At 71.5% G+C, this 26,330-nt stretch carries 18 protein-coding genes, 5 tRNA genes and 1 pseudogene; 12 read left to right on the top strand and 12 right to left on the bottom strand.

The features are described 5' to 3' along the window. Positions 1–55: 55 nt before the first annotated feature. Complete coding sequence (locus ABZ822_RS05930; protein ID WP_360847502.1) at positions 56–451, bottom strand: nuclear transport factor 2 family protein; 396 nt, start codon at positions 449–451, stop codon at positions 56–58. A 115-nt stretch (positions 452–566) separates the two neighbouring features. On the opposite strand from ABZ822_RS05930, the gene ABZ822_RS05925 reads away from it, so the two are divergent. The 4 genes from ABZ822_RS05925 (at position 567) to purM (ending at position 6,427) form a co-directional block, all read left to right on the top strand. Next, positions 567–1,364 (top strand): sterol carrier family protein, encoded by a 798-nt coding sequence (locus ABZ822_RS05925; protein WP_360847499.1) that lies wholly within the window; start codon positions 567–569, stop codon positions 1,362–1,364. Between the two features lie 311 nt (positions 1,365–1,675). Continuing rightward, positions 1,676–3,424, top strand: coding sequence for a hypothetical protein (locus ABZ822_RS05920; RefSeq protein WP_360847496.1), 1,749 nt, complete (start codon positions 1,676–1,678; stop codon positions 3,422–3,424). Positions 3,425–3,760: 336 nt separating this feature from the next. Further along, on the top strand, positions 3,761–5,320 hold the full coding sequence (gene purF / locus ABZ822_RS05915) for an amidophosphoribosyltransferase (protein WP_360847493.1): 1,560 nt from the start codon (positions 3,761–3,763) through the stop codon (positions 5,318–5,320). 33 nt (positions 5,321–5,353) lie between these two features. Beyond that, on the top strand, positions 5,354–6,427 hold the full coding sequence (gene purM / locus ABZ822_RS05910; protein ID WP_360847490.1) for a phosphoribosylformylglycinamidine cyclo-ligase: 1,074 nt from the start codon (positions 5,354–5,356) through the stop codon (positions 6,425–6,427). A gap of 116 nt (positions 6,428–6,543) precedes the next feature. Here purM and ABZ822_RS05905 read toward each other — a convergent pair whose 3' ends face one another. Continuing rightward, a complete protein-coding gene (locus ABZ822_RS05905; RefSeq protein WP_360847488.1) occupies positions 6,544–6,804 on the bottom strand; it encodes a DUF3073 domain-containing protein in 261 nt (86 codons plus the stop codon). Between the two features lie 309 nt (positions 6,805–7,113). Continuing rightward, entirely contained in the window at positions 7,114–8,220 is a 1,107-nt protein-coding gene (locus ABZ822_RS05900) for a Glu/Leu/Phe/Val dehydrogenase dimerization domain-containing protein (protein ID WP_360847486.1), read from the bottom strand. A gap of 191 nt (positions 8,221–8,411) precedes the next feature. Between ABZ822_RS05900 and ABZ822_RS05895 the strand changes: the two genes are divergently transcribed. Continuing rightward, on the top strand, positions 8,412–9,248 hold the full coding sequence (locus ABZ822_RS05895; protein ID WP_360847483.1) for a hypothetical protein: 837 nt from the start codon (positions 8,412–8,414) through the stop codon (positions 9,246–9,248). A 469-nt stretch (positions 9,249–9,717) separates the two neighbouring features. Beyond that, positions 9,718–9,924, top strand: a complete 207-nt coding sequence (gene bldC / locus ABZ822_RS05890) for a developmental transcriptional regulator BldC (RefSeq protein ID WP_003949541.1) — start codon at positions 9,718–9,720, stop codon at positions 9,922–9,924. A 392-nt stretch (positions 9,925–10,316) separates the two neighbouring features. Here the strand turns inward: bldC and ABZ822_RS05885 are convergent, their stop codons facing one another. From ABZ822_RS05885 to hrpA, 3 genes are all read right to left on the bottom strand, one after another. After that, positions 10,317–10,595, bottom strand: coding sequence for a DUF6274 family protein (locus ABZ822_RS05885; protein ID WP_360847480.1), 279 nt, complete (start codon positions 10,593–10,595; stop codon positions 10,317–10,319). A 115-nt stretch (positions 10,596–10,710) separates the two neighbouring features. Then, a tRNA-Asp gene (locus ABZ822_RS05880) sits at positions 10,711–10,785 on the bottom strand. Positions 10,786–10,947: 162 nt separating this feature from the next. Beyond that, on the bottom strand, positions 10,948–14,910 hold the full coding sequence (gene hrpA, locus ABZ822_RS05875; protein ID WP_360847477.1) for an ATP-dependent RNA helicase HrpA: 3,963 nt from the start codon (positions 14,908–14,910) through the stop codon (positions 10,948–10,950). Between the two features lie 314 nt (positions 14,911–15,224). On the opposite strand from hrpA, the gene ABZ822_RS05870 reads away from it, so the two are divergent. Further along, entirely contained in the window at positions 15,225–16,433 is a 1,209-nt protein-coding gene (locus ABZ822_RS05870) for an Ig-like domain-containing protein (protein WP_360847474.1), read from the top strand. A gap of 133 nt (positions 16,434–16,566) precedes the next feature. Here ABZ822_RS05870 and ABZ822_RS05865 read toward each other — a convergent pair whose 3' ends face one another. The 5 genes from ABZ822_RS05865 to ABZ822_RS05845 all read right to left on the bottom strand — a co-directional run bounded on the left by ABZ822_RS05865 (position 16,567) and on the right by ABZ822_RS05845 (position 20,433). After that, positions 16,567–17,985 carry a hypothetical protein gene (locus ABZ822_RS05865; RefSeq protein ID WP_360847471.1) on the bottom strand — a complete coding sequence of 473 codons (1,419 nt, stop codon included), beginning with the start codon at positions 17,983–17,985 and terminating at the stop codon, positions 16,567–16,569. 276 nt (positions 17,986–18,261) lie between these two features. Beyond that, positions 18,262–18,335, bottom strand: a tRNA-Phe gene (locus ABZ822_RS05860). A gap of 4 nt (positions 18,336–18,339) precedes the next feature. Beyond that, positions 18,340–18,414 (bottom strand) — tRNA-Asp (locus ABZ822_RS05855). Positions 18,415–18,453: 39 nt separating this feature from the next. Next, positions 18,454–18,526 (bottom strand) — tRNA-Glu (locus ABZ822_RS05850). A 260-nt stretch (positions 18,527–18,786) separates the two neighbouring features. Continuing rightward, positions 18,787–20,433, bottom strand: a complete 1,647-nt coding sequence (locus ABZ822_RS05845; protein ID WP_360847468.1) for a metallophosphoesterase — start codon at positions 20,431–20,433, stop codon at positions 18,787–18,789. 141 nt (positions 20,434–20,574) lie between these two features. Between ABZ822_RS05845 and ABZ822_RS05840 the strand changes: the two genes are divergently transcribed. From ABZ822_RS05840 to ABZ822_RS05820, 5 genes are all read left to right on the top strand, one after another. Continuing rightward, positions 20,575–20,925 (top strand): metallopeptidase family protein, encoded by a 351-nt coding sequence (locus ABZ822_RS05840; protein ID WP_360847465.1) that lies wholly within the window; start codon positions 20,575–20,577, stop codon positions 20,923–20,925. A gap of 107 nt (positions 20,926–21,032) precedes the next feature. Next, the gene (locus ABZ822_RS05835) at positions 21,033–21,632 is read left to right on the top strand and encodes a CrcB family protein (RefSeq protein ID WP_360847462.1); all 600 of its coding nucleotides are present in this window, start codon (positions 21,033–21,035) and stop codon (positions 21,630–21,632) included. Next, entirely contained in the window at positions 21,629–22,003 is a 375-nt protein-coding gene (crcB, locus tag ABZ822_RS05830) for a fluoride efflux transporter CrcB (RefSeq protein ID WP_360847459.1), read from the top strand. Before ABZ822_RS05835 ends, crcB begins: the two co-directional genes overlap by 4 nt. 1,322 nt (positions 22,004–23,325) lie before the next feature. Then, positions 23,326–25,542 carry a DEAD/DEAH box helicase gene (locus ABZ822_RS05825; RefSeq protein WP_360847456.1) on the top strand — a complete coding sequence of 739 codons (2,217 nt, stop codon included), beginning with the start codon at positions 23,326–23,328 and terminating at the stop codon, positions 25,540–25,542. 322 nt (positions 25,543–25,864) lie between these two features. After that, a tRNA-Lys gene (locus tag ABZ822_RS05820) sits at positions 25,865–25,937 on the top strand. Between the two features lie 162 nt (positions 25,938–26,099). On the opposite strand, the pseudogene ABZ822_RS05815 reads toward ABZ822_RS05820, so the two are convergent. After that, a pseudogene (locus tag ABZ822_RS05815) lies at positions 26,100–26,234 on the bottom strand (SAM-dependent methyltransferase); the annotation flags it as partial. Between the last annotated feature and the right edge of the window lie 96 nt (positions 26,235–26,330).

Below are 26,330 nucleotides of genomic sequence, written 5' to 3'. Positions count from 1 at the left end.
CGACCCCGCCATCACATGCGGCGGGGCCGGTCGGAGCGTGGGCGAACTCCCGCCCTCAGCGCCAGAATTCGTCCGCGACGTCGATGTCCTCGACGCACTCGTCGAGATCGCTGACCTTCCCGCCCACGATGGTGAAGAAGATGCCTCCGGGCATCTCGACCCCGCGGTCCCCGCGGTCGGCGTAGGTCTTGTGGACGGAGATCACATGTCCGCGGCCGTCGGCGAAGAGGTCCTGCAGCTCCACGCGGAAGGTCCCATTGGTCTCCTCCTGCATGCGGGCGTAGAGCTGGAGGCATGCCTCGCGACCCTTGTGGTGGCCCGACAGGCGGTGCTGGCCGGGGATGTGGTGGGTCGCATCCGACGTCATGAGCCCGGCCAGGGTCTCCATGTCACCCTTGGTGTAGGCCTCGTAGCCCTGGCGTACCACGGTGCAATCGGGGTGCTCAGCCATAGTGATTCACGCCTTCCATCCTGGTTCGCCCCCTGATGTCCATCATCGGCCCGGGTCCGGAAGGCTGTCCACGGCAGTGACGGGCGCACTGCGCTGCGTGGCTATGCTCGGCGCCATGCCTCCCGCCCAGCGCAGAGCCCGTGCCCGTACCTACGACGCCGCGAAGATACGGGCCGCGGTCACGGCACAGCTCACGCACGTACGGGACGCCGTGGCCGGGCTCTCCGACGAGCAGTGGGAACGGCCGACGCGGCTCGGTGACTGGACCGTTCGCGATCTCGTCGTCCACATCGCGCTCGGTGCGGACTCGGTCGGCGCGTACCTCCGGAAGCCGCCGCCTCCCGCGCGCGAGGTGACGGTCCTCGACTGGCCCTCCGCGACGGCCGCCGTCGCGGGCGCGGTCGACCAGCGGGCCCGCACGGTCGCCGCGTCCACCGAACCGCGCGCGATGCTGGACCGCGCCGCCGACGGCCTGGCCGATGCCCTCGCCTCCGCGCCCGGCGACCGCCTGCTGGCCGCCCGCCTCGGGGCGATGACGCTCGACGACTTCCTGGTCACCCGGTGTGTGGAGCTGACGGTCCACACCGACGACCTCGCAGCCGCCCTCGGCAGGGACGTCGCCCTGGACCGCCAGGCGCTCGCCGCGGCCACGCGCGTCCTGGCCGACACCCTGGCCGCCAAGGCGCCGGGCGGCTCGGTGGAGGTGCGGATCCCGCCGTACGCGGTCGTGCAGTGCGTCGAGGGCCCGCGGCACACCCGTGGCACGCCTCCGAACGTCGTCGAGACCGACCCGCTGACCTGGATCCGCCTGGCCACCGGCCGTACGACCTGGGCGGACGCGCTCGACGACGCGGCAGTCTCCGCCAGCGGCGAGCGCGCCGACCTGTCGTCACTGCTGCCCCTGCTGGGTTAGCCGAGCCGAGGCCGGTCCTCCCCGCGGTGACGGCGCCGCGTCCGGAGCGGGGGCGCGCAGCCGAGCCGCGGTGGAGCGGGGGCGCGCTACGGAACTGCGTCCGGAGCGGCGCGCTACGGAACTGCGTCCGGAGCGGCGCGCAACGGAGCTGCGTCCGGAAAGGGTGCCGGAGTGACGCATCCGACGGTGCGCGGCCATCGGCCCGTAAGCAGGGACTTTCGGCCCCAGCGGCGGCGCCGGGCGCGGAGCGGTGACCAGGGATAGCACTAATGTTCCTTCGCCGTCGCCCTGCGGCAGCCATAATCCCCGGCATGAGTTCGACCCAAGCGCCCCTGCCGGCAGAGTTCGATGCTGTCCGCCCGTGGACGACGCGGGAAGCGGAGAACTGGCGGGCGGCGCGCCCGCCGCGCTGGGCGAACCCGCTGGGCTCGGCCGTCGTGTTCGGCCTCGCGCTCCTGGCCGCGATGGCGATCGCCACGATCGGTGTGGCCCCCCGGTCCACCGGCCCCGCCGACTGGACCGGAGTCGCGCAGACCGCCCTCGCCCTGGCCCAGATCTACTGGTTCCTGCGACTCCCCGAACTCTCCGTCCTCACCGCGCCATTGCTCGGCGCCCTCGTCGCGTACGACGGGTTCACGGCCGAGGCCACCGCGCGGACGGCGGCTCACGCGCTGGTCCTGCTGTTCCTGCTGTACGGCTGGTCGGCCGCCCTGGTCCGGCTGCGCCACCGCCGCCTCCAGCGGCTCGCCGCCCAGGCCGCGGCCGGGCCGGACACCCGTCCGCTCCCGCGGCCGCTTCCGCCGCTGAACCGCGGGATCGTCCAGATCCCCGTGGGCGTCGTGCTGTGCGCGCTCGCCGCGGCGGCTTTCTGGTACGCGGGGAGCGGTGCCGCGCCGTTCGACATGGTCGAGTTCAGCTCCTGGCAGCTCATCGGCACCGCGATCGCCGCTCCCGGCGTCTCGCTCCTCGGCTTCGCGGTCCCGGCCCGCCGCAGGACCGCCGACCTGAGGCGCGGCCCGGTGCCCGTCCTGAAGGTCCTCATACGGGAGGACGTCGAAGCAGACACCTGGGTCTACGCCGCCGACGACTCCGAGGGCCGCGATCCGCTCTTCTCCTGCGTCGTCGCCCAGGAGACGGACGAGGACGAGGACGAGGAGGCCGACGAGGCCGACGAGCACGGGCTCGGGGACGTCCTCGACGATCTCGACCACGACGCGGAGCCGTCCAGCCCGGAGGAGGCCGCCGCCCGGCTGCGCACCCTCACCCGCCCCCGCGAGGCCGTCCTTTTCGGTCTGCCCTGCGCACGCGCGGAGGTGGCCCTCGTCTCCGCGACGACCGGGGGCGAGCTGATCACGGAGTACACCTTCCAGGCCGTACGCCCGGTCCGGTCCTCCCGCCGTACGCCGGCGGCCCCGCTCGCCCGCGACGACGAAACCCTCGACGCCCTCCTCTTCGGCAGCGTCGACACCACCCAGCAGCTCGAGGCCGTCGCCGCCACCATCCGCACCGCCGCCCGGCTCTCCCCGCGCGAGGAGCCGGCCCACTGGGGTCCGCGCCTCGCCGACCGGGCCTTCGGGCTCCTCGCCCTGTTCTTCGTGATCGCCGTGCTCGGCAGCTACCTCAACGACCAGGACTTCCCCTGGTGGTACGCCCTGCTCGTCGTGTTCCTCGGCTCCGTGCTCACCGTGGCCGCCGGCATGCTGAACTGGCGCGCGACCGCCGACCGCGACGGTCTCTGGCTCACCGGAGCCTGGCGGGTCCGCCACCTCCCGTGGGACCGGCTCGGCATCGCCCGGTACGAGAACGGCGAGCTGCGGGTGCGCGAGCGCGGCGAGGGCGTCGTCTGGAGTCTGCGCGTGGCACCGTCCCGATTCTGGCGCCGCGGCGAGAGCGACGACGACCCCGGCCGCCGCGCGGCGGACGAGGTCACGGCGATGCGCGTGCACCCGCAGCTGCGGCCCGCCCGGATCAGCACGCGTCGCGAGCGCGGATGGCCGGTGGCACCGCTGATCGTCCTGCCCCTGATGGCCTGGACGGCCTGGGCGCTGTACGTGATGTGAGCCCCACCCCATGGGCAGGGCCGGCAACGGCAGCACCATCCCGTACGCGGGGCCCACCCGTACGACCGTCCCTCGCCCGGCGCCACCACCCCGTACGAACCCTCCCGTACCGCCCCGTCCGCGCAGCGCGCCGCAAGTGTGACGCACCCGTCATTCGCCCGCGGCGTGATCCGTTCCCGCACCGCTCTCACCAGGCACGCAGCGCGACGACACGTCCCGCGCGGCACATCGGAACCCGTCCCCGACCCTCGTTTCGACCGTCCCGTCGTCGGATCCGACAGGTGCGGCGCCGTACCCGGTTCGGGTTAATCCCCGACCTGTCTTAGACTCGGTCGCGTGCCACGTGGTGACGGACGACTCAGCCACGATCTTTTCCCCGGCGAGAAGGGCCCCCAGGACGCCTGCGGTGTCTTCGGCGTCTGGGCCCCGGGAGAAGAGGTCGCCAAACTCACCTATTTCGGGCTGTATGCGCTGCAGCACCGCGGACAGGAGTCCGCGGGCATCGCGGTGAGCAACGGCTCCCAGATCCTCGTTTTCAAGGACATGGGCCTGGTGTCCCAGGTCTTCGACGAGACCTCTCTCGGTTCCCTCCAGGGCCACATCGCCGTGGGCCACGCCCGCTACTCGACCACCGGTGCCTCGGTGTGGGAGAACGCGCAGCCGACGTTCCGTGCCACCGCGCACGGTTCGATCGCCCTCGGTCACAACGGCAACCTGGTCAACACCGCCGAACTGGCCGAACTGGTCGCCGAGCTGCCCCGCGAGGGCGGTCGCGCCACCCAGGTCGCCGCGACCAACGACACCGACCTCGTCACCGCGCTCCTTGCGGGCCAGGTCGACGAGGACGGCAAGCCGCTGACCGTCGAGCAGGCCGCGCCCCGCGTCCTGCCCAAGGTCCAGGGCGCCTTCTCCCTCGCCTTCATGGACGAGCACACCCTCTACGCCGCCCGTGACCCGCAGGGCATCCGCCCGCTGGTCCTCGGCCGCCTCGAGCGCGGCTGGGTCGTGGCGAGCGAGACCGCCGCGCTCGACATCGTCGGCGCGAGCTTCATCCGCGAGGTCGAGCCCGGCGAGATGATCGCGGTCGACGAGGACGGGCTGCGCAGCACCCGCTTCGCCGACGCCCGCCCCAAGGGCTGCGTCTTCGAGTACGTCTACCTCGCCCGCCCCGACACCGACATCGCCGGGCGGAACGTTTATCTCTCCCGCGTGGAGATGGGCCGCCGCCTGGCCAAGGAGGCCCCGGCAGAGGCCGACCTCGTCATAGCGACACCGGAGTCCGGCACGCCGGCCGCCGTCGGCTACGCGGAGCAGAGCGGCATCCCGTACGGCTCGGGCCTGGTGAAGAACTCCTATGTGGGCCGGACATTCATCCAGCCCAGCCAGACCATCCGGCAGCTCGGCATCCGTCTCAAGCTCAACCCCCTCAAGGAAGTCATCCGCGGCAAGCGCCTGGTGGTCGTCGACGACTCGATCGTCCGCGGCAACACCCAGCGCGCTCTGGTCCGGATGCTGCGCGAGGCCGGCGCGGCCGAGGTCCACATCCGGATCTCCTCCCCGCCGATCAAGTGGCCCTGCTTCTTCGGCATCGACTTCGCCACCCGCGCGGAACTGATCGCCAACGGTCTGTCGGTCGAGGAGATCGGCAAGTCGCTGGGCGCGGACTCCCTCGCCTACATCTCGACCGACGGGATGATCGAGGCCACGACGATCGCCAAGCCGAACCTGTGCCGTGCCTGCTTCGACGGCGAGTACCCGATGGATCTGCCGGACCCGGAGCTGCTGGGCAAGCACCTGCTGGAGTCCGAGACGGCCGCGCAGACCAAGGCCGACGTGGACGGCGTGCAGACCCTCACCGCAGGTGTCGGCGGCGCCGACGCGCTGCGCCGCCCGTAAGCGGCGTACCCAACGACACGAAAGAACCTCTGCATGTCCGAGTCCGGGACCACTGGTGCCAGTTACGCCGCCGCGGGCGTCGACATCGAGGCGGGCGACCGCGCCGTCGAGCTGATGAAGGACTGGGTGAAGAAGGCCACCCGCCCCGAGGTCGTCGGCGGCCTCGGCGGCTTCGCCGGCCTCTTCGACGCCTCGGCGCTGCTGCGCTACGAGCGCCCGCTGCTCGCCTCCGCCACCGACGGGGTCGGCACGAAGGTCGACGTCGCGCGGCAGATGGGCGTGTACGACTCCATCGGCCACGACCTCGTCGCGATGGTCATGGACGACATCGTGGTGTGCGGCGCCGAACCGCTGTTCATGACCGACTACATCTGCGTCGGCAAGGTCCACCCGGAGCGGGTGGCCCAGATCGTCAAGGGCATCGCCGAGGGGTGCGTGCTCGCGGGCTGCGCGCTCGTCGGCGGCGAGACCGCCGAGCACCCGGGCCTTCTCGGCCCCGACGACTTCGACGTCGCGGGCGCCGGCACGGGCGTGGTCGAGGCCGACCGCGTGCTGGGCCCGGATCGTATCCGTACGGGGGACGCGGTGATCGCCATGGCGTCCTCCGGACTTCACTCCAACGGGTACTCGCTCGTCCGTCACGTCGTGTTCGAGCGTGCGGGCTGGTCCCTGGACCGCGAGATCCCGGAGTTCGGGCGCACGCTCGGCGAGGAACTGCTCGAGCCCACCAAGATCTACTCGCTGGACTGCCTGGCCCTGACCCGTACGGCCGAGGTGCACGCCTTCTCGCACATCACCGGCGGCGGGCTCGCGAACAACCTGGCCCGCGTCGTGCCCGACGGCCTGCACGCGCGCATCGACCGTTCCACCTGGACCCCCGGCCCGGTCTTCGACCTGGTCGGCCGCACCGGGGACGTGGCCCGCGGCGAGCTGGAGAAGACGCTGAACATGGGCGTCGGCATGGTCGCGGTCGTCCCCGCGGAGTCGGTGGACGTCGCGCTGGCCACGCTCGCGGACCGCGGCGTCGACGCATGGGTCGCGGGCGAGGTCACCGAGCGCGGTGACCGCACCGAGGCTGTGGCCCTGACCGGTGACTACGCCGGCTGAGGGCGCCCGTAAGGGCAGCACAGAACCCGGTCCGGAGGAAGGCCCCGGACCGGGTCAGTGGTCGTGCTGTGGTCGGGCTTGCTGCGTGCGCGGTACGGCGTGGGCCGTGCGCGGCATCAAGCGCGACGACGATAGGCGGACTGCTCGGACGACTCGTCGTCGTCCTCGTCGTCCTCATCGTTGTAGCGATCCGCGTACTGTGCGTACGGGTCGTCGTCCAGCTCTTCGTCCTCGAGCGGCTCGCCATTCGGCGGCTGGCTCGAATTCGGTGCTGCACCCAGCTCCTCGGCCAGGCGTGAGAGATCAGTCCCACCGCTGTTGTACTTCAGCTGGCGGGCGACCTTCGTCTGCTTGGCCTTGGCCCGGCCGCGCCCCATGGCTCGACCCCCTCAACGACGGGGCTCGACGGCCCCAGAGTCTTGACACGCGTTCATGAGTCGGAGCGGGCTCTCCAGGGAGAGACCGGTCCGTAGGGCTTCAACGGTACCTGCTTCCGCGGCCGTACGGTACGTCGCCCGCAGGACGCGACACGCCGGACAACCCGCGAGGAGCCCCGTCCTCGCTGGTCAGCTCTGACTTTACCTTCTGCTCGGGACCGACCCGCCGACGGGTGGTGAGTCATGTCTCGTCACCCCTCGGCGGGCCGGTCGTGCCGGTGTCCGGTCCGGCCGCCCGGCGTGTTCCGGTCAGACCGTGGCGCGGGCGCGGCCCTCGGCCATGCGCTGCTCGGCCAGGCGGTCGGCCGCGGCCGCGGGCGGAATGCCATCGGCCTTGGCGCGGTCGAATATGGCCAGCGTCGTGTCGAAGATCTTGGTCGCCTTGGCCTTGGCGCGGTCGAAGTCGAAGCCGTGCAGCTCGTCCGCCACCTGGATCACGCCACCGGAGTTCACGACGTAGTCGGGCGCGTACAGGATGCCGCGGTCGGCGATGTCCTTCTCGACGCCGGGGTGGGCGAGCTGGTTGTTGGCCGCGCCGCAGACGACCTTCGCGGTGAGGACCGGGACGGTCGCGTCGTCGAGGGCGCCGCCGAGCGCGCACGGGGCGTAGATGTCCAGGCCCTCCGTGCGGATCAGGGCGTCCGTGTGGGGCACGGCCATCACCTGCGGGTGCTTGGCCTGCACCCGGTCGATCGATTCCTGCCGCACGTCGGTGATCACGACCTCGGCGCCGTCCTCCAGGAGGTGCTCGACGAGGTGGTGGCCGACCTTGCCGACGCCCGCGATGCCGACCCTGCGGCCCCGCAGCGTCGGGTCGCCCCACAGGTGCTGGGCGCTGGCCCGCATGCCCTGGAAGACGCCGAAGGCGGTCAGCACGGAGGAGTCGCCGGCGCCGCCGTTCTCGGGGGAGCGGCCGGTGGCCCACCGGCACTCGCGGGAGACGACGTCCATGTCCGCGACGTAGGTGCCGACGTCGCAGGCGGTGACGTAGCGACCACCGAGCGAGGCGACGAACCGGCCGTAGGCGAGCAGCAGCTCCTCGCTCTTGATCAGATCCGGGTCCCCGATGATGACGGCCTTGCCGCCGCCGTGGTCCAGGCCGGCGAGGGCGTTCTTGTAGGACATGCCGCGCGCGAGGTTGAGGGCGTCCAGGACGGCCTCCTCGTCGGAGGCGTACGCGTGGAAGCGGGTGCCGCCGAGGGCGGGGCCCAGGGCGGTGGAGTGGATCGCGATGACGGCCTTCAGGCCGCTGTCGCGGTCCTGGCAGAGAACGACCTGCTCATGGCCTCCCTGCTCGGAGCGGAACAGGGTGGACAGCACGCCGAGATCGTCGGCGGTGTGACGTACGTCGGTCACGGTGGTGACTCCTGGAGACGCGAAGGAGACGCCCTCCTGGGGTGGGGGAGGGCCCGGTGGCCACAGCGTAGATCCTGCCAGGCGATCCGGTCACCGAGGTGCCCGGGATCACCTCCGTGTGGCGTACACACGTGGGACGATCAATAGCGTCAGCGGGGGCAACTCCCGGCGGCGAGCGGAGGAGTGGGCGCGTGGGCGAGGCGTCGTCGGTGGTGGTCCCGTATGCGGCGTACCTGCGGGTCTACGAACCGCTGGCCGCGTTCCCGGAGCCCGAGCGCTCCCATTGGTACCGCTACGCGGAGCGCAAGGAGATCCCCACAGCGCAGGACGAACTCCGGCGCTCGCTGGCCGACTTGCTGCCCGTTCCGCCCGTGCCCGTGCCGGTGCACGAGAGCAGTGACGCCTTCGTCGCGGTCGTGGACGGGGTGACGTGCGTCTGCCCGTGGCGCACCCGGCTGCGTGGCTGGCTGGCCCTGGAGGAGCTGGCCGAGCAGCTTCCGAAGCCCGTGCTGGACGCGGTCCTGCCCGCCGTGGTGCGGCGCCAGGCCGAGTCCGACTACGAACGGTGGCTGGAGCGCAACCCGGACGCCCGGCCGTGGATCCGTACGTCCACCTGGCATGTACCGGTCCTGTGGTTCGCCCTCTTCTCGGCGGGCGAGCGTGAATATGTGAAGGACGCCACAGAGCCGGTTCTGCGTTACCGGACGCCGATGGTCGAGGCACGGCGGCGGGTGGCCCGAGCGCTGCGCGTTCTGCGCGATTCCATGGACGAGGGACCGCTCATCGACGGCCTGGAAGGGGTCGGCCGATGGCTGGAGGAGTTCCATCCGCGGTCGCTGGTGGAGCTGGACTACGGCGGCTTGGTGCATGCTCTACCGGAAGGGCAGCTCGCCGAGGACCATTCCGCCGCGGATGTGGCGGAAGGGCTGCAGGCGCTGCGCGAGGGCGACGGAGCCCGGGCCGGCCGCGCGTACGAGCGGCTGACGGACCGCTGGCGTGCGGTGCGGGAGCGGCAGTTCGCGAGCTGACGCGGACCTCACACTTCGCGTACCGGGACCCTCGTTCCAAGATCCGCCAATGCCGCAAGCGTGACGGACGGCACTAAGACGGGTCTTGCCCTGATCCCATACCCTCGTGCCAAAATAGGACAAGGAGTCCGGAGGGCTCCCTTCGTCCAACTATGGGCGGAAGATTGGCATTGCACTCTGTTCGCGGGGTCTGATGAGGACCCCGGACATCGCTGTGACTGATCGTCACGGACGCGTGACTGTCCGTTATGGCATGGTCCATCGGCTTCCGTCGAGGTTGAACACCTGAGAGGGCAAATCCATCGGTTTGGCCGACGCGGCTGGACAGATGGTGTAGTTGTAGTGCCGAGGACAAGCCGTTCGTCCTATAACCGACTCGGCCTGCGTGCGCCATTTCGGGCAACGCGGGTCAAGGTGCAGAATTTAGAGGAAAGAACCGTTTGGTTCGGTTCTCCCGAGGAGGCCGCTCATGACCGCTCGCACCCCTGATGCCGAGCCGCTGCTGACCCCGGCTGAGGTTGCCACGATGTTCCGCGTGGACCCGAAGACGGTCACGCGCTGGGCCAAGGCAGGCAAGCTCACGTCCATCCGCACGCTCGGAGGGCACCGCCGCTACCGCGAAGCGGAGGTGCGTGCACTGCTCGCGGGCATTCCGCAGCAGCGCAGCGAGGCCTGAACAACTCCATAACGGGGCGATTCAGGGTTCCCCCAAGCCCGTGATGGCCCATTAGCTCCATACGACGAGCGCCTGCCCCAACAGGCCCATCTCCTCGGCATCGAGGGTACGTCGTCGATCGCGCTGGACTCCGCCGGGTCCAGCGCGATCTTTTTTGTGCCCGAGAGCCGCCCGTACGGCCATGGCCGGATGTGTCCCCTTACGCGCTTCGGTGACCCACCGGTAGGCTTTCCCAGCCAAGTGCAATTGCACATATTAAATTGACGGCCGGGGGAGGGGGGTTGAGTTCCGCAAGTTTAGAAACTTCTTTGGTGACTCCCGTCACATGACCATTCGCTTGTCCCCTGGCGAGGACGTGCTGTAGTGAGCTTCGCGAGCCAACGGTCCCGGGGTCAAGGGGCCGAAAGGCCCTCGTCCCGCTGCGGGTTCCGCTCCTGGTCCTGAGGGTGCTCGCGTCCCTCTTCGCGGGGGCTCTCGGCCGTCTCCAGGGCATTCCGGTTCGACGCATCCCGGGGCTGGGTCGCGGCGGCCTCGGCCGCCGTGGGCTCCATGGCAAGTCGCTGCAACTGGTGGCATATCGGGCAATGGCGCGTCAGATGGCGATAGCGGGTCGCAGCCGACAGATGGGCTCGCAGCAGGGCCCTGGTCTCATGCCTCGCAGACGTCATCATGCGCGCATACCTCCCGTACCCCGCATCCCCTGATGTCTGGGGTACCTCCGGTACGTGCCCGAGTCAAGACACGCAGAAGGCCCGGATCCAGAGGATCCGGGCCTTGGTGTCGAAGCGGTCCTGACGGGATTTGAACCCGCGGCCTCCACCTTGACAGGGTGGCGAGCACTCCAAACTGCTCCACAGGACCAGGTTTTCGCGGCTGAACTGGTGTCTTGCCGCGAGAAGAGACTCTACAGCAGTTCAGGAGGCCGGTCGAACTCACTCCTGGCAACGGCCGCACTACCCCCGCCGCGAGGCAGAACCGGTCGTACGCAGGCCCCGTGGCGGCCGGGGATTCACCATGACCGCCTTAGGGCACCGCCGCGTCGATGGCCTTCACGATCCGCTTGTCCGAGACCGGGTACGCCGTGCCCAGCGCATGCGCGAAGTAGCTGACCCGCAGCTCCTCGATCATCCAGCGGATGTCCCGCACCTGCTGCGGCACCGGCTTGCCCTGTGGCAGCTGCTCCAGCAGCCACGCGTACTCGTCCTGCATCTCGTGCACCTTGGCAGTCCGCGCCGTGTCTCGCTGGAGGTTCGTGGGGAGCTGCGTCAGGCGCCGGTCGACGGCCACCAGATAGCGCAGCAGGTCCGGCAGGCGCCGAACGCCGTGGGCCGTGACGAAGCCGGGCCGGATCAACTCGGCGAGCTGCTGCGTCACGTCCGTGAGCGAGGGGAGCAGCACGGCGCTCGTCGACAGCGGGGGCGTCTTCAGCCGGCGCTCGCAGGAATGCCAGGCGGCCAGCACCTCCTGCACCTTGCGGACCGCGTCAAGCGTCGCGTCCACCAGATCGGCCCGTACCGCGTCGAAGAGCTTGCGGAAGGACTCCTCGTCCCAGGCCGGGCCTCCGCGCGTGGTCATGAGCCGGTCCGTGGCCGCGGTCACGCAGTCGTCGAACAAGGCCGGGATCGAGCCGTGCGGATTGCTCGACAGGGCCAGCTTCTGCTGGTTGGTGAGCTTGCTCTGCGCGAACTTGGCCGGGTCGGACGGGATGTTGAGCAGGATCAGCCGGCGGGTTCCGCGCCACATCGCCTCGGCCTGCTCCGCCTCGGTGTCGAAGAGCCGTACGGCCACCGACGCGCCCTCGTCGACCAGCGCCGGGTACGCCTTCACCGGCTGCCCCGAGCGCCGGGTCTCGAAGGTGCGCGGCAGCGCCCCGATCGTCCACTCCGTGAGGCCCGTGCGCTGCTCTGGGCCCGCGGGCCCGCCAGAGGCCCCTGAGGCCTGCTCGAAGGCCTTGGAGATGGCCGCGCGCGTCTTCGGCTTGAGCTTCAGCCGCAGCGCCTCCAGGTCCTTGTCCTCGGCGATCTTGCGCCGCCGTTCGTCGATCACCCGGAAGGTGATCTTCAGGTGGTCCGGGACCTTGCCGAGGTCGAAGTCGTCCGCGCTCACCGGTACGCCGACCATCCGCTGGAGGCCGCGCGCCAGCGCGACCGGGAGCGGCTCGCCTCCCGCCGCCTCCGGCCCCGCGGCGTCGAGGAAGCGCTGGGCGAAGTTCGGTGCCGGGACGTAGTTGCGGCGGACCGGCTTCGGCAGGGACCGGATCATCTCGGTCACGACGTCCAGGCGCAGCCCCGGGATCTGCCAGTCGAAGCCGTCCGGCGTGACCTGGTTGAGCACCTGGAGCGGTACGTGCACGGTCACGCCGTCCGCGTCCGCCCCCGGCTCGAACTGGTACGTCACCCGGAACTTCAGCTTCCCCTGCCGCCAGGTGTCCGGGTAGTCGTCCTTCGTGACCGCTTCGGCGCTCTCGTTGATGAGCATCGACCGCTCGAAGTCGAGCAGGTCCGGTTCCTCGCGCCGCTTGTGCTTCCACCACGAGTCGAAGTGCGCGCCCGAGACGACGTGTTCGGGCACACGCTGGTCGTAGAAGTCGAAGAGCGTCTCGTCGTCAACGAGGATGTCGCGGCGGCGGGCACGGTGCTCCAGCTCCTCGACCTCGCCGAGCAGCTTGCGGTTGTCGTGGAAGAACTGGTGGTGGGTCCGCCAGTCGCCCTCCACCAGGGCGTTGCGGATGAACAGGTCCCGCGAGGTCTCGGGGTCGATCCGCCCGTAGTTGACCTTCCGCTGGGCGACGACCGGCACGCCGTACAGCGTCACGCGCTCGTACGCCATGACCGCCGCCTGGTCCTTCTCCCAGTGCGGCTCGCTGTACGTCCGCTTGACCAGGTGCTGCGCCAGCGGCTCGATCCAATCCGGCTCGATCTTCGCGTTGACCCGGGCCCAGAGGCGCGAGGTCTCGACGAGTTCGGCCGACATGATCCACCGGGGCGGCTTCCTGAACAGCGCGGAGCCCGGGAAGACGGCGAACTTGGCGCTGCGCGCGCCCAGGTACTCGTTCTTGTCCGTGTCCTTCAGGCCGATGTGCGAGAGCAGGCCCGCGAGTAGCGAGGTGTGCACGCGGTCGGGGGCGGCGTCCTGCTCGTTCAGGTGGATGCCCATGGTCTTGGCCACCTGGCGGAGCTGGGTGTAGATGTCCTGCCACTCGCGTATGCGCAGGTAGTTCAGGAACTCGCTGCGGCACATCCGGCGGAACGCGGAGGACGACAGCTCCTTCTGCCGCTCCCGGATGTAGCGCCAGAGGTTGAGGAAGGCGAGGAAGTCGCTGCTCTCGTCGCGGAAGCGGGCGTGCTGCTGGTCGGCCTGCTGCTGCTTGTCCGTGGGCCGCTCGCGCGGGTCCTGGATGGACAGCGCGGCGGCGATGACCATGACCTCCCGCACACAGCCGTTGCGGTCGGCGTCCAGGACCATACGGGCCAGACGCGGGTCGACCGGGAGCTGGGAGAGCTTGCGGCCGAGGCCGGTGAGCCGTTTCTTCGGGTCCTTCTGCTGCGGGTCGAGCGCCCCCAGCTCCTCCAGGAGCTGCACGCCGTCCTTGATGTTGCGGCGGTCCGGCGGGTCGATGAACGGGAACTTCTCGATGTCCCCGAGCCCCGCGGCCGTCATCTGCAGGATGACCGAGGCGAGGTTGGTGCGGAGGATCTCCGCGTCCGTGAATTCCGGGCGGGTGAGGAAGTCGTCCTCGGAGTAGAGCCGGACGCAGATGCCGTCCGACGTACGGCCGCAGCGGCCCTTGCGCTGGTTGGCGCTGGCCTGCGAGATGCGCTCGATGGGCAGCCGCTGGACCTTGGTCCGGTGGCTGTAGCGGGAGATCCTGGCGGTGCCGGGGTCGATCACGTACCGGATGCCGGGGACGGTCAGGGACGTCTCGGCGACATTGGTGGCCAGCACGATGCGGCGGCCCGTATGGCGCTGGAAGACCCGGTGCTGCTCGGCGTGCGAGAGCCGGGCGTAGAGCGGGAGCACCTCGGTGTGGCGGAGGTTCTTCTTCGTGAGCGCGTCGGCGGTGTCGCGGATCTCCCGCTCGCCGGACAGGAACACCAGGACGTCGCCCGGCCCTTCGGCCTGCAGCTCGTCGACGGCGTCGCAGATCGCGGTGACCTGGTCGCGGTCGCTGTCCTCGCCGCCCTCCTCGAGCAGCGGGCGGTAACGCACCTCCACCGGATACGTACGGCCGCTGACCTCGACGATCGGGGCGTCGCCGAAGTGCCGTGAGAAGCGCTCCGGATCGATCGTCGCCGAGGTGATGACGACCTTCAGATCGGGGCGCCGGGGGAGGAGCTGCGCGAGGTAGCCGAGGATGAAGTCGATGTTGAGGCTGCGCTCATGGGCCTCGTCGATGATGATCGTGTCGTACTGATGCAGCTCACGGTCGGTCTGGATCTCGGCGAGCAGGATGCCGTCGGTCATCAGCTTGACGAGGGTGTCGTCGCCGACCTGGTCGGTGAAGCGGACCTTCCAGCCGACGGCCGAGCCCAGCGGCGTCCTCAGCTCCTCCGCGACGCGCTCGGCGACCGTACGGGCCGCGATCCGGCGCGGCTGGGTGTGCCCGATCAGGCCACGTACGCCGCGGCCGAGTTCCAGGCAGATCTTGGGGATCTGCGTGGTCTTCCCGGAGCCGGTCTCGCCCGCGACGATCACCACTTGGTGATCGCGGATCGCCTCCAGGATGGCGTCGCGCTTCTGGCTGACCGGCAGCGCGTCGGGATAGGTGATCTCGGGGACGGCGGAGCGGCGGGCGGCGAGCCGCGACTCGGCCCGCTCGATCTCCTCCGCGATCTCCTCGAGCACGGACTGCCGTGCCTCGGGCTTACGGATGCGCCGGGCGCCGTCGAGCCTCCGCCCGAGCTTCCGCTCGTCGCGCAGGGTGAGCTCGCGGAGCCGCTCGTGCAGGGCGGCGAAGGCGACGGGGGAAGGCGAGGAAGTAGGCATACCTGGTCAAGGATCTCACTTCGCTGAATCGCTCGGCCAACGAATTCACCGGCGGGGCGCGGCGCAGGAATCCACGGGGTTCGTGCCGGGGGTGTCGCCGTCCGTGCCGGGGGCGTTGTCCGCCCGCGCCGACGGGCGGAGAGGTCCTCGCGTGCGGCCGACGGCCCGGTCCTCGGCCCGGAGGTCGACGTTCCGTCACGTTGGTGACAGCATCGTGACGTTCCGTGGAAATCCGGACCGTAAAGAACAGAACCTGACAGTCCGAACGGCCGTCTTGCCCGGTGTCACGCCGCACCCAGGAAGGCCGCCACGTCATGCGATCGCCCGTCCCCCACCGCTCCCGCCGCCCGCACGCGCTCGTCAGGGCCTGTGCCGCCGTCCTCGCCGTCACCGGCGTGCTCGCCCTGTCCGCCTGCGGCGGCTCGGGAGGCGGTCCGGCGTCCGCGGAGGCCGCCGAGAAGGCAAAGGTGTCGGTGAATCCGGGCGACGGCGCGAAGGACGTCGAGCCGGGCAAGCGCATAGCCGTGACGGCGAAGGGCGGGGAGCTGACCGAGGTCACCGTCACCGACGACAAGGGCACCAGGATCGGCGGCTCGCTCTCCGACGGCGGTACGGCGTGGAAGTCCTCGTCACGGATCGCGCCGGGCGCCACGTACACGGTGCGGACCGAGGCCAGGAACGAGGGCGGCGCGCAGAGCTCCTCGAAGGCCACCTTCTCCACCACGGCGGCGACCGACGCGAACGTCAACAAGGTCACGCTGTCCCCGGGCGCCGAGGGTGCCACGGTGGGCGTCGGACAGCCCGTGTCGATCACCTTCGACCACCCGGTCACCGACAAGGCGGCGGTCGAGCGGCAGTTGAAGGTCTCCGCCACACCCGGGACCGAGGGTTCCTGGGGCTGGGTGAAGAACCACGACGGGCGGGACCGCGCCGACTGGCGGCCGAAGGAGTACTGGAAGTCCGGGACCAAGGTCGCGCTGAAGGCGAACCTGAGCGGGGTGAACAGCGGCGGCGGCCGGTTCTTCGCCAAGAACTACGACGTCTCGTTCACGATCGGCAAGAGCCAGATCGCCAAGGTCGACGTCCAGGCGAAGAAGCTCACCCTGATCCGCGACGGCGAGACGGTCCGGACCCTCCCCGTCTCCGCGGGCCGCCCGGCCAACGCCACCTGGAACGGCACGATGGTGCTGCTGGCCAAGGAGGGCACCATCCGGATGAACTCCGAGACGGTCGGCCTCGGGGACGCCTACGACAAGATGGTCGACTACTCGATGAAGCTCAGCCACTCGGGCACGTACGCGCACGCCGCGCCGTGGAACGCGGGCAAGTTCGGCGTCGTCAACGACAGTTCCGGCTGCGTGGGCCTCAGCACCTCCGACGCGGCGTGGCTGTACGAGCAGCTGAACGTCGGCGACGTCTTCGAGATCTCGGGTTCGACGGAGGACACGATCGCCACGGGCAACGGCTTCGGGGACTGGAACCCGAGCTGGTCGCAGTGGCAGGGCATGAGCGCCCTCAAGTAGCGTCCGCTCGCGCCGTCGCCGGCGATGAAGCGCCGGCGTGACCGGCCGATGACCGGCCGACGTCAGGGCGTGACGGCACGCGTACGGGAAAGCCCCCTCCGATGATCTTCGGAGGGGGCTTTCCCGCGGTGGGCTACCGCTGGACGGAGCGGATGCTCGTCGAGGTGTCGACGGTCCGGCACTGCGCCTGGCTGCGGGAGCCGGTGGCGCTGAGGGTGGTGTTGTCGAGGTTGCCGCAGGCGTTGTTCTGCCGGCCTTCCTGAGCGGTGTTCTGCTGGAGCAGTGCCGCCGTGCTCGAGCCGCCCTCCACTTCGGCGCCCCCGCTGATCTCGGCGGTGCCCACGCTGCGGGAGCGGTCGTCGTGGGCGCAGCGGTTCTCCGCCCGGCCTCCGTCCACGCCGACGAAGGAGCGATTGAGGTCGGCGCAGGCGTTGTTCTGCCGCCCTTCCTGCGCGGTGTTCTGCTGGAACAGATCGGCGCTCGCGTTGCCGCCGGTGGAGTGGGCGCCGCCGCCCCTGGTCAATGTGTGGTCGTTGCGGGAGCTGTCGTGGGAGGCGCAGCGGCTCTCCACCCGGCCGCCGTCCACGTCGATGTTGGCGCTGTTGAGGCGGGCACAGGCGTTGTTCTGCCGACCGGACTGAGCGGTGTTCTGCTGAGATACGAATCCGGCCCCAGCGCCGCCGGTGGTGTGGGCGCCGCCGCTCTTGGTCAGGGTGTGGCGGTTGCGGGAGAGGTCGTGTGCGGCGCAGCGGCTCTCCACGCCGCCTCCGGTCACGTTGATGCCGTTGTTGAGGACGCGGTCGCAGGCGTTGTTCTGCCGACCCTCCTGAGCGACGTTGTCCTCCACCACCACGATGCCGGTCGCACCACCACCGCCGGCGGCGCGGGCGCCGCCGCTCTTGGTCAGGGAGTGGTCGTTGCGGGAGAGGTCGCGGGTGATGCAGCGGCTCTCCAGCCGGCCGCCGTCCACCTGGAGGGCGGACCCGCCGGAGAAGGCGCACGAGGCGTTCTGCCGCCCTTCCTGGGCGGTGTTCTGCTGGAACAAGGACGGCCCCGCCGCGCCGCCGGTGCTGTGGGCGCCGCCGCTCTCGGTCAGGGTGCGGTGGTTGCGGGACCGGTCGTGGTGGACGCAGCGGCTCTCCACCCGGCCGCCTTCCACGACGAGGGTGGAGCTGTGGTCGCAGTCGTTGTTCTGCCGCCCCTTCTGGGCGGTGTTCCGCTGGAGCACGTCGGCGCCTGAACTGCCGCCGTCGGCGTGCGCGCCGCCGCCCTTGGTCAGCACGCGCTCGTTGAGGGAGGTGTCATCGCCGGCGCAGCGGCCCACCGACCGGCCGCCTGCCACCTCGAGGATCGTGCTGTTGTGGTTGCCGCAGGTGTTGTTCTGCCTGCTCTGCTGCGCGGTGTTCTGCTGGAGGAGCCCGCCGGCCGCGCCGTTACCGCCGGAGGCGGTGGCGGTGGCGCCGGGTCCGTCCGCGAAGGCGATCCCAGGCCCTGCGGACGCCATTCCCGCCACTGCCAGGGCCACCAGCGTGGCTCGTCCGATCCGCTGCACCTGCACTGTTCCTCCGGGCCTGGTTCGGGAACCTGTGACCTCCCCAACGACGTCCAGTGCGGCTCGACATGGGTCGACGACCGGTGTCCTCCCGACGGCCTACGGGGACTCCTGTACGCGGCCCCCCCGCCCACCAACCTGCGTCGCCCGGGCGGCTGCGCCGGAGCGGACGAGGCGCTTTCCTGAGCGGTTGATGTCACCAGGTGATGTCACGAGCACGAAAACGCCCTCTCCGATGAACTTCGGAGAGGGCGTTTGCCCTGGTGAGGGCTACGGTGGCTGGGGCCGGGGTCGAACCGGCGACCTTCCGCTTTTCAGGCGGACGCTCGTACCAACTGAGCTACCCAGCCGCAGCGGTCCTGACGGGATTTGAACCCGCGGCCTCCACCTTGACAGGGTGGCGAGCACTCCAAACTGCTCCACAGGACCAAGAGCTTGTGCGAGGACAGTCTCGCACAGGATCTTGCGTGCCCCCAACGGGATTCGAACCCGTGCTACCGCCTTGAAAGGGCGGCGTCCTGGGCCACTAGACGATGAGGGCTGATGGCCCACCTGCAGCGCTTTGTCGGCGCCGTCGGGGACGTGAGAAGCATATGGGATGGGAGGAGCTATCGCCAAAACGGTTTCCCATCCGGATCGAGGCGGTCCCGGACCGTCCCGGACGGCGACGGACCCGGTCCCTTCCCGCCGCTCCGGCTCACCCCGCCTTCCCGGTCGCCGCTGTCCCGCCGGGCGGGGTCATTCCGGGCTGGAGTCGTTCCGGGCGGGCGCGCGCGGGCGAGCCTCCCGTAGCCGCGCCGACTACGGCCGCGTGCCGGGCGTGGACTCCCTCCCGGAGTCCGGTGCGGAATCGCCGGGCGAGGGCGTCGCGTCCGGTGAGTTGCTCTCCGGGAGATGCCGGCTGACCTCGGCCGTCGACAGGCCAAGGCCGCCCAGCGTGATCTCGTCCCACGCCTGGAGCGTGTGCGCCTCCCGGTCCACATAGAGCACCGACGCCTCGACCGGGTCCGGCTCCTTCCCCTCGAGCGCGCGCAGCCCGCTGCCGCCCGTCGAGCCCTGCGTCATCAGCCGGGTGCCCCCGTCGAGCAGGACGTTCGTACGGCGGTGGATGTGGCCGGCGAGGGCCAGCGGGACGGTGCCGTCCGTCTGCTCGGCGGCCACCGGGTTGTGCGCCAGCGCGATGTCGACGGGCCGGTCGACGGCCGTCTGCACCCGCAGCGCCGAGGCCAGCTCACGCCCCACGCGTTCCTCGACCGGATCGCCCGCCGCGACGACCGAGCGGTCCGGGGTGAACTGCGGGTCACCGACGCCCGCCAGCCGCAACCCCGCCACCTGCACGGTCTTCCCGTGGTCCAGGACGTGGACGTTCTCCCGTCCCTCCATCGACTTCTGCGTCGCGACCGAGTCGTGGTTGCCGCGCACCCAGACGTACGGGGCGCCCAGGGTGGAGACCGGGTCGAGAAAGCCGTTCTCGGCGGCCGTGCCGTGGTCCATGGTGTCGCCCGTGTCCACGATCACGTCGATCTCGTACTGCTCGACGAGCGATTCGATGATGTGCCAGCTCGCCGGGTTGAGGTGGATGTCGGAGACGTGCAGCACGCGGACGGTGGTGGGGTCGGGCTGGTACGCGGGCAGGGTGGACGTGACGTCGTACAGCTTGGTGACGTTGGTGACCAGCCGCGCCAACTCCTGCTGGTAGACGTCGAAATCACTCACGATGCTGCGCGCGTCGCCGACCACGCTCGGGGCGGAGGACAGCAGTCCGGAGAACTTGGGCTCCAGAACGGACTTCGGGTTCCACGTCGCGTAGGCGAGGCCGCCGGACGCGGCGAGCAGGGTCAGCGCGAGCCCGCTCGCGGCGAGGGCGGGGCGCGGCCTGCGGTAGACGGCGAGCCCGAGGGCGCACGAGCCGGAGACCACGGCCACGCAGGAGCGCAGGGCCAGGTCGAGCGTGCCCGCGGTGACGTCGTGCGAGACCTCGTCCTGCAGACCGGCGATGCGCTCCGGGTGGTCGACGAGCGCGGCGGAGCGGTCCGGGTCGAGTTGGTCGACATCGACGTCGAGCCTGATGGGGCCGGTGTGACTGCGCATCTCCAGCGAACCGAGCGGCGACACATTGATCTTGGTGCCACCGGTGAAGGAGGGACGCAGGGTCATGCGTGTGTCCATCGGGCCGACGGGCGTACGGACGCTGCCGACGATCAGCAGACCGAGCCACGCGCCGAGCAGGACGACCGATATGAGGCCGACGGCACGGACGTACGGGTGCGGGGCGCGCGACAGCTCCAGGGCCGCGGCGCCGCTCCGGGTGCGGCGGCCGAGGCCCCGCGGGCGGCGGAGCAGGTTCCGCGGGCGGCGCAGCGCGGCCGTGCGCAGGGCGCGCAGGGTGTGCGACGCGCTGTGTGGAAGAGACGACGGATGAGGCGACCGGGATGGTTCGCGATCCATTGTGGCCGTATGCCCAGGCGCCGCCGGGCCCATGCGGACGGGGCACCGATGGTGGGCGTGAGGGGGTGCGTACGCGCCGGTGCCGTGCCGGTCTGGCGGGTGGAGGGCCGGAAGTGCGGCGCGTGGCGGAGAATGAGGGGCGTGCTGGAGATGACGCGCGAGGAGTTCGAGGAACTGGTCGCCGAGGCGCTCGACCGGATCCCGCCGGAGCTGACCAGGCTGATGGACAACGTCGCCGTGTTCGTGGAGGACGAACCACCGGCGGAGGATCCCGAGCTGCTCGGGCTGTACGAGGGGACGCCGCTCACCGACCGCGGGGAGTGGTACGCGGGGGTGCTGCCCGACCGGATCACGATCTACCGCGGGCCGACGCTGCGCATGTGCGACACCCGCGAGGACGTCGTGTCCGAGACCGAGGTCACGGTGGTCCATGAGGTCGCGCACCACTTCGGCATCGACGACGAGCGGCTGCACGCGCTGGGCTACGGGTGAGCGGCGGCTCGGGGTCCGACGGCCAGGACGGCGAGGCGCAGTCAGGGCCGGCGCAGTCGGCGCATCACGGAGCTGATCACCAGGCCGCGCACGGGGCTGATGACCGGGTGGCGCACGGAGCGGACCAGCAGGCCGCGCACGGGGCTGATGACCGGGCCGCGCACGGGGCGAGCGCCGCGGGCGCGTACCGGGGCGAACCCGTCGACCCCGACGTCGATCTCCACGTCCCGGCCGACCGCGCCGAGACCGCGGGCCACCGCCTCTGGCAGGTGCTCGCCGTGATCGCGGCCGGCGGCGCTGCGGGGGCGTGCGCGCGGTACGGGGCGTCGCTGGCGTGGCCCGCGCCCAGGGGCGCGTTCCCCTGGGACGTCTTCTGGGTCAACGTCTCCGGCTGCACGCTGATCGGCGTGCTGATGGTGCTGGTGAGCGAGCGCGGCGCGGGCCATCCGCTGCTGCGGCCGTTCCTCGGTACGGGCGTGCTCGGCGGCTACACGACCTTCTCGACGTACGCCGTCGACCTGGTCGGCCTGCTGCGGAGCGGTGATGCGGGCATCGCGGTGGCGTACGCCCTGGGAACGCTCGGGGCCGCGCTCGGCACGGTCTGGGCGGCGGCCGTCCTGACGCGCGCCGCGTTCCGGGAGGCGCCCGTGCCCGACACACAGCGGGAGACGGGGGCGGGCGAGACGGGGAAGGCGGCGGACGAATGAACTGGCTGTTCGTGATCGCGGGCGCCGCCGTGGGCGCGCCGCTCCGCTACCTCACCGACCGCGCCGTACAGGCCCGGCACGACACGGTCTTCCCGTGGGGGACCTTCGTCGTCAACATCCTGGGGAGCCTGATCCTGGGCCTGGTGACCGGGGCGGTCACGGCGGGCGCGGCGTCCGCGCGACTGCAGCTCCTGCTGGGGACGGGCCTGTGCGGAGCCCTGACGACGTACTCGACCTTCTCGTACGAGTCGCTCCGCCTCGCCGAGCGCGGCCGGATGCTCCTGGCGGTGGGGAACACGGTGGGCGCGCTGTGCGTGGGGCTCGGCGCGGCCTGGCTCGGGGTGATCGCCGCGGAGACCTTCTTCGGCTGAGTCGTTCGAGTCGTCCTTGGGCAAGACCGTCGCCGGCCGCCTACGCGCAGGGCGCAGGAGTGCCGGGGCCTCGCAGGCGGATCCGGGCCGTGTCCTGGCCGGGGGAGGGGCAGTTGAGCACGGGTAACCCTCTCCCCCTGCCGCGCCGGAGGTGCCCGCACGTGCTCCTGTTCCCCGACCGCCGCCGCCTCCGCTCCTCCTGTCCGTCTGCCCCCTCCGCGCCATCGGTCCCCTCCCTGTCGGCCGCGGGGCCTCGCCACGTCAGCGGGAGGTCGTGCCGTCTGGGCGCCGCGGTCCTCGCGATCGCCGCGGCGACGGGCTGCATGAGCGTGAGCGATCCCGAGGACGCGCAGCGGACCGGCTCCGTGGGGCACCGCGAGGGCGCGGCGACGCCGGACGGCGGTGGCGCGCAGACGAAGGGCGGCGCCGCCGCGGACGGACGACGCGGGCAGGACAGCGGTATGGAGGACGCCAAGGGCGGCGTACGCGACGGGGGCGCGCGAGGCGAGCGGCGGAATGCGGATACCTCCACGCGCCCGTCGGGTGACCGTACGCGCCCGGGCGCCGAGCACACGCGGCCTCGCCCCTCCCAGCCGTCGGAGCCGCCGTCGGCCTCGCCCTCGCAGGGTGCGCCGTCGGCGGAGCCCAGCGCGCCGTCGCCCCGACCGTCGCCGTCGGGAACCCGGCCGAGCGGGTCGGCCTCGCCGTCGGCCACGCCCAGCGGTCAGGACCCGTCGTCGGAGGAGAGCGAGCCGGGATCCTCGGCGGGGTCGGGATCGGGGTCGGGGTCGGGATCGGGATCCGGGGCTGCGGCGGGTTCCGGTTCCGCGTCGGGGTGGCTGGGGGACCGCGCCGGATCCGAATGCCACGAGCTCACCTGCCGCTGACGCCCGCCTCACTCCGGCCGAGGCCGGGCGCTGCCGTGCGGGGGGCCGAGGCCGGGGATCCGTCGTAATCCGTGCCGCACACCGGCGGGTACGTATGCCGGAGCGCGCCCGTCGCGTGCGGGCGCCCTCTGCCGCCGAGCGCCGCACCCCCCCCGCGCCCGAACTCCCCTGCCACGGCGGCCTGATGGCGCCGGGTGCCCTGCCCGTCCACCGTGCTGCCGGGGTGGTGAAGGTCTCCTTCAGCCGGTTTGCTTCGGGGGGTGCCAGGTGCGTATGGTGGTAGATCGTTTGATCCCATGTTGCCCGGCGCCGAACCGAAGCGCGCCGCGAATGGCGCGTTCCTTTTCCTTCCCGTGGCCTGACCGCATTGAGGCGGTCGTATGCGAATCACGGAGTTTGGGCGCGTGCCGAGACTCCGGAAGGTTCGCATTTCGCATGTCTGTTTCCACGTCTGACCACGCCGTCATGCCCGAGAACGGCGAGGTCGCCGAGGTCGCGGAGGCCCCCGAGGCTCCCCGGACCACCTTCGCGGACCTGGGGCTCCCCGAGCCCGTCGTCCGCAAGCTGTCCCAGAACGGCGTGACCACCCCGTTCCCGATCCAGGCCGCGACCATCCCGGACGCACTGGCCGGTCAGGACATCCTCGGTCGTGGCCGTACCGGCTCCGGCAAGACCCTCTCCTTCGGCCTCCCGCTGCTGACCCAGCTCGCCGGCGGCTACACCGAGAAGAAGCGCCCCCGCGGCCTGATCCTCACCCCGACCCGCGAGCTGGCGATGCAGGTCTCCGACGCGCTCCAGCCGTACGGCGACGTGCTCGGCCTCAAGCTCAAGGTCGTCTGCGGCGGTACCTCGATGGGCAACCAGATCGGCGCCCTGGAGCGCGGCGTGGACATCCTCGTCGCCACCCCGGGCCGTCTGCGCGACCTGATCGACCGCGGCGCCGCCTCCCTCGACAAGGTGCAGATCGCCGTCCTCGACGAGGCCGACCAGATGGCCGACATGGGCTTCCTGCCCGAGGTCACCGAGATCCTGGACCTGGTGCCTCCGGGCGGCCAGCGGATGCTGTTCTCCGCGACGCTGGAGAACGAGATCGACACCCTCGTCAAGCGCTACCTGTCCGACCCCGTCACGCACGAGGTCGACGCGGCGCAGGGCGCGGTCACGACGATGAGCCACCACGTGCTCGTCGTGAAGCCGAAGGACAAGGCCCCGGTCACGGCCGCCATCGCCGCCCGCAAGGGCCGCACCATCATCTTCGTCCGCACGCAGCTCGGCGCCGACCGAGTCGCCGAGCAGCTCCGCGACGCCGGGGTGCGCGCCGACGCGCTGCACGGCGGCATGACGCAGGGCGCCAGGACCCGTACGCTCGCCGACTTCAAGGACGGGTACGTCAACGTGCTCGTCGCCACCGACGTCGCCGCGCGCGGCATTCACGTCGACGGCATCGACCTGGTCCTGAACGTCGACCCCGCCGGTGACCACAAGGACTACCTGCACCGTTCGGGCCGCACCGCGCGGGCCGGGCAGAGCGGCACGGTCGTGTCGCTGGCCCTTCCGCACCAGCGGCGGCAGATCTTCCGGCTGATGGAGGACGCGGGCGTGGACGCCTCGCGCCACATCGTCGGCGGCGCCGGTGCCTTCGACGAGGACGTGGCCCGGATCACCGGTGCCCGCTCGCTCACCGAGGTGCAGGCGGAGTCCGCGGCGAACTCCGCGAAGCAGGCGGAGCGCGAGGTCCAGGACCTCACGCGCGAGCTGGAGCGTGCGCAGCGCCGCGCGGCCGAACTCCGCGACGAGGCCGACCGGTTGACCGCGCGTGCGGCGCGCGAGCGCGGTGAGGAGCCGGTCGTGGCCTCGACCGAGGCCGCCTCCGCGGTCGAGAGCCCCGCCGCCGCGTCCGCCACTGCCGAGGTCCCGGCGCAGACGGGCCCGACCGCGGTGGACGCCGCGGCCGAGAAGCCCGCTGCCGCCGCTGCCCAGGCTCCGGTGGATGCGCCGGCCGCGCAGGACGAGCCGCGCCGCCCCGCCTACGACCGGTACGAGCGCCGCGACGAGCGCCGGGACGCGCCCCGCTCCTACGGCCGCGACCGTGACCGTGACCGTCGCGACGACGACCGGCGCGGGGACCGTCCGTTCAACCGCGACCGCCGGGACGGTGACCGCGGTGGCTTCCAGCGCCGCGACGACCGCGGTGGCTACGGCGACCGCCCGTACGGCCGCGACCGCCGCGACGACCGTGGCTTCGGCGGCGGCCGCGACCGCGACCGTGACCGCCGGGACGACCGTCCGTTCAACCGTGACCGTCGTGACGACCGCGGTGGCCGCACCTTCGACCGCGACGACCGCCGCTTCGGTGGCGGCAGCACCGGTGGCGGCAGCGGCCGCGACCGGCGCGGGGACCGTCCGTTCAACCGCGACCGCCGGGACGGCGAGCGCGGTGGCTTCGGCGGCGGCCGCTCCTTCGAGCGCCGCGACCACAACCACCGTGGCGGCGACCGCCCGTACAACCGCGACCGGCGCGACGACCGCCCGTTCAACCGTGACCGCCGCGACGAGCGTCCGGCCAAGCGCGACGACCACCGCGGCGGCTCCACCGGCGGCCGTTCGTTCGACCGTCGCGCCGACAAGCCGCGCTGGAAGCGCAACGGCTGACCCGACGGCCGGCCGCACGCGCCGGCCCGCCGAACCACCGCCGCCTCCGGGCCACTTCGGTGCCCGGGGGCGGCTGCGTGTCCGGGCGCTCCTGCTCGGACGCCCCCGCCGGCAGGGGCGTTTCGGCGGGGGCCTGGACGTGGACGCGGGGGGAGGGCGTACCGTATGCGGCCGTGGCCGGTACGGCCCAGGTGCCGGTGGGTGCGGTCCGGAGGCCCGGCCCCGTACGTACCGGGCACCGGGACCGCCTCCCGTACGCGCCCGGCGGATACCCGATCGGCTGTCGGGCGCGTCCCCGCTATGCTCGGGGGAGCACGATCACGGGCCGTTAGCTCAATTGGCAGAGCAGTGGACTTTTAATCCATTGGTTGTGGGTTCGAGTCCCACACGGCCTACCGCACAGAAGGCCCCGCCACCTGGGACGTCGTCCGAGGGAGCGGGGTCTCGCTGCGCCCGGGGGCGGCGGCGCCGCAGGGCCCCCGTCGGCCTGAGCGGCGAACGATCGGGCGAGGCCTGGCCCTCCGCCACGGGGCGGACGGCCGGGGCCCGCCGCGACATCAAGCGGCGGCGCGGACGATCAGGGTTCCGACGTGACCGGGCTCGGGGGCGTCGAGGATGCGCGCCTCCGCCGTACCGAAGCCGGCGCGGCTCAGCAGCCGCTCCCACACGGCCGGGCGGTAGCTGTAGCGGTAGGCACCGGCTCGGCGTCGGCCTTGAAGGCGCTCTCGGCGTAAAGGCGCTCGGCGTAGGTGTCCCACAGCTCGGTCTCGGCGGCGATGTCGTGCGGT

It is taken from the genome of Streptomyces sp. NPDC047108, assembly GCF_040643575.1.
Lineage (GTDB): Bacteria > Actinomycetota > Actinomycetes > Streptomycetales > Streptomycetaceae > Streptomyces.
Note: the sequence above shows the minus strand (reverse complement) of the source record. Positions and strands in the feature narration are given on the sequence as shown.

What these genes read in the sequence shown, in the direction of transcription:
- ABZ822_RS05930 (WP_360847502.1), bottom strand. Translation starts at nt 451, where the DNA reads ATGGCTGAGCACCCCGATTGCACCGTGGTACGCCAGGGCTACGAGGCC.
- ABZ822_RS05925 (WP_360847499.1), top strand. Translation starts at nt 567, where the DNA reads ATGCCTCCCGCCCAGCGCAGAGCCCGTGCCCGTACCTACGACGCCGCG.
- ABZ822_RS05920 (WP_360847496.1), top strand. Translation starts at nt 1,676, where the DNA reads ATGAGTTCGACCCAAGCGCCCCTGCCGGCAGAGTTCGATGCTGTCCGC.
- purM (WP_360847490.1), top strand. Translation starts at nt 5,354, where the DNA reads ATGTCCGAGTCCGGGACCACTGGTGCCAGTTACGCCGCCGCGGGCGTC.
- ABZ822_RS05905 (WP_360847488.1), bottom strand. Translation starts at nt 6,804, where the DNA reads ATGGGGCGCGGCCGGGCCAAGGCCAAGCAGACGAAGGTCGCCCGCCAG.
- bldC (WP_003949541.1), top strand. Translation starts at nt 9,718, where the DNA reads ATGACCGCTCGCACCCCTGATGCCGAGCCGCTGCTGACCCCGGCTGAG.
- ABZ822_RS05885 (WP_360847480.1), bottom strand. Translation starts at nt 10,595, where the DNA reads ATGATGACGTCTGCGAGGCATGAGACCAGGGCCCTGCTGCGAGCCCAT.
- hrpA (WP_360847477.1), bottom strand. Translation starts at nt 14,910, where the DNA reads ATGCCTACTTCCTCGCCTTCCCCCGTCGCCTTCGCCGCCCTGCACGAG.
- ABZ822_RS05870 (WP_360847474.1), top strand. Translation starts at nt 15,225, where the DNA reads ATGCGATCGCCCGTCCCCCACCGCTCCCGCCGCCCGCACGCGCTCGTC.
- ABZ822_RS05845 (WP_360847468.1), bottom strand. Translation starts at nt 20,433, where the DNA reads ATGGATCGCGAACCATCCCGGTCGCCTCATCCGTCGTCTCTTCCACAC.
- crcB (WP_360847459.1), top strand. Translation starts at nt 21,629, where the DNA reads ATGAACTGGCTGTTCGTGATCGCGGGCGCCGCCGTGGGCGCGCCGCTC.
- ABZ822_RS05825 (WP_360847456.1), top strand. Translation starts at nt 23,326, where the DNA reads ATGTCTGTTTCCACGTCTGACCACGCCGTCATGCCCGAGAACGGCGAG.